Source organism: Paraburkholderia sp. (genome assembly GCF_035948235.1).
Classification (GTDB): domain Bacteria; phylum Pseudomonadota; class Gammaproteobacteria; order Burkholderiales; family Burkholderiaceae; genus Paraburkholderia.
In genome coordinates this window covers 1-7,882 of the sequence record NZ_DASZJJ010000222.1, presented here as the reverse complement: position 1 = coordinate 7,882, position 7,882 = coordinate 1, and the positions used below count along the sequence as shown (strand labels likewise).

Here is a 7,882-nt window from a genome sequence, read left to right as displayed (position 1 = left end):
CGTGCGTTGCGCCAAGCAGGTTCGAGTCCGTCGAGTAGGCCTTCTCAGCCGACATCTTGTACGCGAAGCCTTGCTGGTTCATGAACTCCGACATTTCCGCACGGCCGCCGAGTTCGTCGATGAACGTCTGGTCGAGCCACGGCTTGTAGATCTTCAGGTCCGGGTTGACCAGCAGGCCGTAGCGGTAGAAGCGCTCGATGTCGTTGCCCTTGTAGGTCGAGCCGTCGCCCCAGATGTTCACGCCGTCGTCCTTCATCGCGGCGACGAGCATCGTGCCCGTCACGGCGCGGCCCAGCGGCGTGGTGTTGAAGTAGGTGACGCCGGCGGTCGAGACGTGGAACGCACCGCTTTGCAGCGCGGCGATGCCTTCAGCCACGAGCTGCGCGCGGCAGTCGATCAGGCGCGCGCCTTCTGCGCCGTATTCGGTCGCGCGGCGCGGGATCGCATCGTAATCTTCTTCGTCGGGCTGGCCCAGGTTGGCGGTGTAGGCGTAGGGCACGGCGCCCTTCTTGCGCATCCAGACCAGTGCGGCGCTGGTGTCAAGGCCGCCGGAAAACGCGATGCCGACTTTCTGGCCGGTCGGAAGAGATTCGAGAATCGTGCTCATGGTTGTTCATCCAGTCTATGCATTGACCCGCCGCCGCTAGTGCTGCAACGGGTGTGAAAGTGGTCGGGCCGCTCAGGGGCGCTTTGCCGAAGCCGGTCGCGCGAGCCATACAGTTTAGCCGATCGCGCCCTGCCCTCCGGCGCTCGGGCCGCATCGATGCGTCCCCATCAAGCCTTCCGCGCCATGGCTGGCTGCGGAAAAAGGCCGGGATCAGCACGGCGGTCCTGCGAGGAATCGATGATTTTAAAGCCTTTCGAACATTTCCCGAACCATTTCAGCGGTTTTTGGGCAAATCGGGCTGCTAGACGGGCTTTTTGATCGGCTGAAAAGGTTGATACGAGAAAGGGAGCGATCGTCGGACAAAAAAAAGCGGCCGACGCTATGCGCGCCGGCCGCTTCACTTCCCCTGCCCACCTCTTGTTTATTCAGCGTATTCGCGCACGCGCTGCACCGGGCTCATACCCACCGCGTCCTGCTCTTCGCGCTTGCGGGCGGCAGGTTTCGCGCCAGCGCGCGCCGTCACCGGCGTAGCCGACGCGGCAGCGGCAGCCTTGCCGCCGCGCACGAAACGTCGGCCTTGCGGGCCGTACACGGCATCGGGTTCAGGCACCAGCCACAGCAGCGCCAGATACAGCACGCCGCCCACGATGAACGACACCGGCACGCTCAGGTCGCAGCCGCCCGCCAGGTTGCCCAGCGGCCCGACGAACTGGCCCGGCAGATTCACGAACGACAGGCCAAGGAAAGCCGCCGGCAGCCAGGCGCCCATCGCACGCAGGTTCCAGCCGTGCGTGAACCAGTAGTGGCCGCCGCGGCCACCGCGGTTGAACACCTGCAGATCGTCGGCGAGATAGAAGCCGCGGCGCTGCATATAGCCGATCACCATGATCGCCATCCACGGGCAGCTGAACGTGCAGATCAGCGTCGAGAACGTCGACACGCTCTCCACCAGATTGAACGCGAAGCGGCCGATGAAGATGAAGGCAATCGCCAGCGTACCGATCAGCAACGTGGCGCCCACGCGGTTGAGGTACTTGGGGAACATGCTCGACATGTCGAGGCCCGTGCCGTAGAGCGCGGTCGTGCCCGTCGACATCCCGCCGATGATCGCGATCAGGCACATCGGCAGCAGGAACCAGCGCGGCGACACCGCCAGCAGACCGCCCACGTAGTCGTTCGACGTAATAAAGCTTGGTGCGTGCGTGGCGATGATGGTCGCCGTCGCAAGACCGAAGAAGAACGGCACGAAGGTGGCGATCTGCGCGGCGTACACGGCGCCCATGACGCGATAGCGCGGCGTGGTCTGCGGAATGTAGCGCGCCCAGTCGCCCAGCGTCGAGGCGAACGAAACCGGGTTGCTCAGCGCCACCAGCACCGCGCCGATAAAGGCGGCCCAGAAGCCCGCGCTACCTTGCTGCAGGGTGCCCGCGTAATGGATGTCGAAGGTTTTGGCGAATGCGAACACGCCAACCACGAACATCAGGCTCGCGGCCCACACGGCGATCTTGTTGACCCACAGCATGAAGCGAAAGCCGTAAATGCAAACCACCAGCACGAGCACGGCGAACACCATATAGGCGACGCCGAGCGTCCAGCCGTTCTGCGGCAGGCCCACCATGTTGTGCGCGCCACCCACCAGCGCGTCACCCGAGCTCCACACCGCCAGCGAAAAGAACGCCACGGAAGTCAGGATTGCGAGGAACGATCCGACGATCCGGCCATGAATGCCAAAGTGCGCGCCCGACGAAACCGGGTCGCTCGTGCCGTTGCGCGGGCCGAACGAACTCATCGGCGCGAGGATGAAGGTGCCGGCCAGCACGCCGATCACGATCGACCACAGACTGGCCTTGAACGACAGGCCGACGAGCACCGGAAAGGCGCCCAGCACGGAGGTGGAAAAGGTATTGCAGCCGCCGAACAGCAGCCGGAAAAGATCGATGGGCCGCGCATAGCGCGACTTGTCGGGAATGCGTTCGAAACCGAAGGTCTCGATTTGCGTGATGCTGGTGTTCTCTGCCATGGTGTCTCACTCCTTGGGGCCTGGGCCTGGCTCGCGCCTTGCCGGTATCCCGTCGCGCGGTGGAATCCGCGCACTGTCCTCAACTCTGGCGGTCACTCTAAATCACTCGAATGCGCGCCATATTGCGTATTTCAAACGTTCACTTCATACACGGCCAATGTTTCTGCACATCGGTCTTTTTGGTTGCGCGTGCATCTAAACCAGTCGATTTTTTTGTTCTCTCGCGTGCTTCAGGCGCACGCGCGCTCCTCCTCCACGTTCTGCGCACCATAAACGTTGAGCAGGTCGTCGCAGAACGCGCGCACGATGGGTTTATCGGCGGCGCCGCGTTTCACGGCCAGATGCAAGGGCACGTCAAAGCCGAAAGCCGTGCGTCCCAGTACGCGGATCAAGCCGCGCTGTTCGAACGCCTGCGCATGGTGTTCCGGCAGATAGCCGATGTGACTGCCGGAGAGAATCAGCACGGTGGCCGCGTCGATACTGTCCGCGATTGCTGTGACCTGACGCTCGCCGATGCTCGCCAGTTCCTCGGGCACCGGATAGCTGCGCCAGATCCAGTCGTGCGCACGCAGATCGTCGAGCGTTACATGCGGCCCTTCGTGAAAGAGCGGATGTCCGCGCCCGCAACAGATCACCTGACGCTCGCTGAAAAGCTCCGTGTAACTCAGGCCCGCCACGCGATGCCAGAAATAGCCGATGGCCAGATCGAGTTGCTGGTTCACGAGGCTTTCCTCAAGCTCCTGCGGCGGCGCCACGCGCATCGCGAAGCGCACGGCCTGGTCGCGCTTGCGGAACGCGCCAATCGCTTCCGCGAGCCGTGCGTTCTCCACGTGCGAGGCCTGCCCGATCAGCCCGATCGACAACGTGCCCACAAGCTTGCGGTCGATATCGCGCACCTGGGCGACGAACTGCGAAGTCGCGGCCACCAGCGCGCGCGCCGAACTGACAAATCGCTCGCCCTTCGAGGTCAGCCGGAAACCGCCGCGTCCGCGCTCGCAAAGCGTGAAGCCCACGCGTGCTTCCAGCGCGGAAAGCTGCGAGCTGATGGTGGACTGGCGCACGCCGAGCGTCGCTTCGGCGGCAGTGATGCCGCGCGCGTCCACCACGGCGAGGAAGACGCGCACGAGGCGAAGATCGAGGTCGGAGGTATTGGAGAACATGCCGCTTCGTATTGCTTTAGCGGCGCCCGCCGATGTTTGCATCAACAGGCGCCACGCTTACATCACATCGGAAAGCCCAAGGCCTTGATGCCCTTGATCCACGCGCGCTTCCAGCCGCCCTCTTCGTCCGCGCCGTCGAAGGCGTGGAAGGTGACCTTGGCCGCCAGCCAGCGCACCGGCTCGGGCGGGATATAGGTCGGGCTCAGTTTGGCGATATCGAGTTCGCGTTCCGGGCTCTCGCGATCGAACAACAGGTTCAGACCCATGAAGGCGCCGAAGCGGCTCGCCGCCACGCCAAAGCCCGTATAACCCGCCACGAACACGGCCTTCTCGCCGAGATAGCGCTTGGCGAACACCGAGCCGCGCGAGCAGTAATCGATCGGACCGCCCCAGGCGTGCGAGAAACGCACGTCCGAGAGTTGCGGGAAGGTCTTGTAAAACGCCTGCGCGAGCCGGTAATAGGTTTCGCGCTGCTCGTCCTGCGCCGGATTCGGATCGCCGTCGAAGTGATAGCTCACCAGGCCGCCAAAGATAATGTTGTTGTTCTTCGTGAGGCGGAAATAATTGAGCTGCGTGCGCGTGTCGTAAATGCCTTGACGGTTCTTCCAGCCGATGCGCGCGAGTTGCTCGTCGGTGAGCGGCTCGGTGGCCAGCACGTGATCGCGCACCTGCAGAACACGGCGGTTAATGTCCGCGATACCCACTTTCGCGGTGCCGCTGCCGAACAGCACGCGCGGTGCGCGCACGCTGCCTTCGGGCGTCTTGACGAACACGGTCTCGCCTTCGTCGGTGACGGTGACGAGCGGGCTGTATTCATAGAGCCGCACGCCCAGCGAAAGCGCCGCGCGCTTCAGACCCCAGGCGAGCTTGGCCGGATGCACGATGCCGCTGCGATTGCGCGACCAGAGCGCGCCCGCGAACAGCGGCGAATCCAGTTGTTCGCGCGTGGCTTTGGCGTCGAGCAGTTGAACGTTGTGGCCGTATTCCGTGTGCAGATCGTAATCGGCCTGCAGATGCTCGACGTGATCCGGATCGACCGCCACGGTCATCTCGCCGTTCCATTCGATATCGGCGTCGATGTTGTAGCGCTTGAGCGTCTCTTCGAAACCATCCAGATTGCGATGGCCGAATTCTTCCAGTTGCGCGATGTCGTTCGGGAACACGCGCACTGCGTTGGGCAGACCGTGCATCACCGAAGTCGAAATAATGCCGCCCGCGCGGCCCGAAGCGCCATGCGCGACGCGCCCCGCCTCGATCACCACGACGTCGAGTTCGGGCATCTGTTCCTTGGCTTGCACGGCGGCCCACAGGCCCGTGAAGCCGCCGCCGACGATCAGCAGATCGGCGCGCGTGTCTTGTGTCAGTTTCGGCTCGGCGGGCGGCTGTGCCGGATTGTCGAGCCAGTAGGGAGAAAGCTTGGTGCGCGAGAGCGCTTCTTCCACGCCCAAGGCAGCGGGGTTACGCGTCGATTCGCGTTTGGCGGCCGGTGCGGATGCACCCATGCCGGCTTCGTAGAGTTGCGCGCTATCGCTCATGATGGCTTCACTGCTTAAAGCGGGGGGACGGCGCCGCGCCAGTCGCCTGAAGCGGGCGGCGCGGCTTGCGATGAAAATCGCTGTATTTACTGTTGCGGTTCGAGCAGGACGTAGAACTTCTTCGCGTCCGCGATCGTTTCCCACTTGCCCGCAAAACCCTTGGGCAGCAGATAACCCTGGCCTGCCGAGAATTCCTTGCGCGCGCCGTTCACGTCGGTCAGCGCGATCTTGCCTTCGACGAGCCAGCAAGCTTCGTCGGCGCCCGTTTCAGGGAACTCGACCGAACCGACCTTGCCTTCCCAGAAGCCGATCACGTAGTTGCCGTTCGTGCCTTCGGCCGCGCGCCAGTCGCCTTCGTCCATGCCGTATTCCAGCTTGGTGTATTCGCCCAGACCTGCGCCCAGTTCCTTGATGTCCTGAATCAGCTTGCTCATGCTCGTTCCTGTGTCTTTTGTCGTTGCCGACGTGTTCATTGAATCGGTGCGGCAATGTTGCCGGGTCGCGCTGCCCCGGTATGCCCCCCCTCAAGGGGGGCAAGATGCGTTTCGCGTGATTCCGCCGATTCGATCTGACGCTTTTTGGAACGCCCATTGGCAGGCGCGGGCGCTTTGGAACGGTGCGGACAAAAGCCCTGAAAACCCCGTCTAACGGGGCATGCAGCGGTTCAGCTATAATGATTTGGCCTTTAAATCTGGGGCACGCCATGCTGATTCCCGTACCCCCTCAAGAACAATCCAGTTTTCCGCTGTCGTTCAAAACGCTCGGCAACGTCATCGAAGCCGTCGGCACGCCGGATTTCGTGCCGCGCCTTACGCTGCTGCTCAATGAAGTAGTGCCGCTGAATGTCGTCCATATCGAGCGTTCGCGCGTGGACAGCAACATGCCCAACGGCTTTCGCTGCGAGTGGGTGGGCAGCGGCGGCGTGGGCATGGACTCCGGCACGATTTCCGAAGTCATGACGCTCTACTACGATCGCTTCTACGAAAGCGATCCGTTGTTTGCGGGCATACGCGGCAAGATAGGCACGATGCTGGTGGTGCGCGATATCGGCGCGATTCCGCCCGGCGAATTCCGCCAGCGCCTGTTCGACGAAGCGCTCATTGCTCACGAATGCGTGCTTGCGCGCGGCACGCGCCACGCGCAGCACTCCATTGCGCTCGAACGCGCCTTGCACGCGCCGCCGTTTTCGCTCGCGGAAATGAACCGCTTTCGGCATGTGAGCGACTTTCTGTTTCCGTTGCTCGAACTGCACGCGTCTACCAGCGCGGCGCGGCGCGTCGCGCATCCCACCTCGTATCTGCATCCGCTTGCGCAATTCGATGCGCGCATCGCGGCGGACGGCGTGAAGCTCTCCAAACGCGAATATGAAATCTGCGCGCACCTCATCACCGGCAAGACGGTGCCCGAGGCGGCGCAGATTCTGGGCGTGCGCACTGCCACGGCGGAGTCTTATGTGAAGCGTGCATTCGCGAAGCTCGGCGTGCGCACGAAGCGCGAACTGATTGGCTGGGGACATGCTTCCCCTTGCCTCACGGCGCTGTAAAGGCCCCTTTGCATCGATTTCCGTCGATGTGAACATCTCAACTTCGTAATTCGCGCAGTACCCTGTTCGCCTACCATCGCCCGATCGCTTTACTGCATCAATCGATAGCACTCAACGATCGGAGACACCCCACATGCAACGCGAACTCAACCAGCCGCTGGGCGGCAACGACATGCCGCGCTTCGGCGGCATCGCCACGATGATGCGCCTGCCGCAGGCCGACACGACCGAAGGCCTCGACGCCTGTTTCGTGGGTGTGCCGCTGGACCTGGGCACCTCGAACCGCTCGGGCGCGCGCTTCGGGCCGCGCCAGATCCGCTCGGAATCCGTGCTGCTGCGGCCTTACAACATGGCCACGCGTGCCGCGCCGTTCGATTCGCTGCAGGTGGCGGATATTGGTGACGTCGCAACCAATCCGTACGACTTGAAGGATTCGATCCGTCTGATCGAAGAGGCTTATGACGCGATTGTCGCGAATGGCTGCCGGCCGATTACGCTGGGTGGCGATCATACGATCGCGTGGCCGATTTTGCGTGCGTTGCATAAGAAATACGGCAAGGTTGCCGTGGTTCATATTGACGCGCATGCCGATGTGAACGACACCATGTTCGGCGAGAAAATCGCGCATGGAACGCCGTTCCGGCGCGCTGTGGAAGATGGGCTGCTTCAGTGCGACAAGGTCACGCAGATTGGTTTGCGTGGCACGGGTTATCACGCTGATGATTTTGATTGGTGTCGGGCGCAGGGTTTTACTGTTGTGCAGGCTGAGGAGTGCTGGAATAAATCGCTTGCTCCGCTGATGGCTCAGGTGCGTGAGCGTGTGGGCGATACGCCTGTTTATCTGAGCTTCGATATTGATGGGTTGGACCCGGCTTTTGCGCCGGGGACGGGGACGCCTGAAGTCGGTGGGCTGACTGTGCAGCAAGGACTCGAGATTATTCGCGGGATGAAGGGGCTTAATGTTGTGGGCGCCGATCTTGTTGAAGTGTCGCCGCCGTATGATCAGGCTGGGACTAC

At 62.6% G+C, this 7,882-nt stretch carries 7 protein-coding genes; 2 read left to right on the top strand and 5 right to left on the bottom strand.

Annotated elements, in window-relative coordinates; all coding sequences use genetic code 11:
* The 5 genes from VG320_RS19215 to VG320_RS19195 all read right to left on the bottom strand — a co-directional run.
* Positions 1-607 (bottom strand): argininosuccinate synthase domain-containing protein (locus tag VG320_RS19215; RefSeq protein ID WP_327201672.1); only part of this gene is annotated, 607 nt, incomplete at its 3' end.
* Positions 608-1,028: 421 nt separating this feature from the next.
* Positions 1,029-2,627, bottom strand: a complete 1,599-nt coding sequence (locus VG320_RS19210) for a purine-cytosine permease family protein (RefSeq protein ID WP_327201671.1) — start codon at positions 2,625-2,627, stop codon at positions 1,029-1,031.
* Between the two features lie 230 nt (positions 2,628-2,857).
* A complete protein-coding gene (locus VG320_RS19205) occupies positions 2,858-3,787 on the bottom strand; it encodes a LysR family transcriptional regulator (protein ID WP_327201670.1) in 930 nt (309 codons plus the stop codon).
* Positions 3,788-3,849: 62 nt separating this feature from the next.
* On the bottom strand, positions 3,850-5,289 hold the full coding sequence (locus VG320_RS19200) for an FAD-dependent oxidoreductase (RefSeq protein ID WP_327201673.1): 1,440 nt from the start codon (positions 5,287-5,289) through the stop codon (positions 3,850-3,852).
* A gap of 119 nt (positions 5,290-5,408) precedes the next feature.
* Complete coding sequence (locus VG320_RS19195) at positions 5,409-5,756, bottom strand: cupin domain-containing protein (RefSeq protein ID WP_103706179.1); 348 nt, start codon at positions 5,754-5,756, stop codon at positions 5,409-5,411.
* Positions 5,757-6,025: 269 nt separating this feature from the next.
* Here VG320_RS19195 and VG320_RS19190 point away from each other — a divergent pair, with 269 nt between their 5' ends.
* Positions 6,026-6,865 (top strand): helix-turn-helix transcriptional regulator, encoded by an 840-nt coding sequence (locus tag VG320_RS19190; RefSeq protein ID WP_327201669.1) that lies wholly within the window; start codon positions 6,026-6,028, stop codon positions 6,863-6,865.
* Between the two features lie 133 nt (positions 6,866-6,998).
* A partial coding sequence (gene speB, locus VG320_RS19185) for an agmatinase (RefSeq protein WP_327201668.1) occupies positions 6,999-7,882 on the top strand: 884 nt, incomplete at its 3' end.

Coding starts and splice junctions, on each gene's coding strand:
- VG320_RS19205 (WP_327201670.1), bottom strand. CDS start 3,787: ATGTTCTCCAATACCTCCGACCTCGATCTTCGCCTCGTGCGCGTCTTC.
- VG320_RS19195 (WP_103706179.1), bottom strand. CDS start 5,756: ATGAGCAAGCTGATTCAGGACATCAAGGAACTGGGCGCAGGTCTGGGC.
- VG320_RS19210 (WP_327201671.1), bottom strand. CDS start 2,627: ATGGCAGAGAACACCAGCATCACGCAAATCGAGACCTTCGGTTTCGAA.
- VG320_RS19200 (WP_327201673.1), bottom strand. CDS start 5,289: ATGGGTGCATCCGCACCGGCCGCCAAACGCGAATCGACGCGTAACCCC.
- VG320_RS19190 (WP_327201669.1), top strand. CDS start 6,026: ATGCTGATTCCCGTACCCCCTCAAGAACAATCCAGTTTTCCGCTGTCG.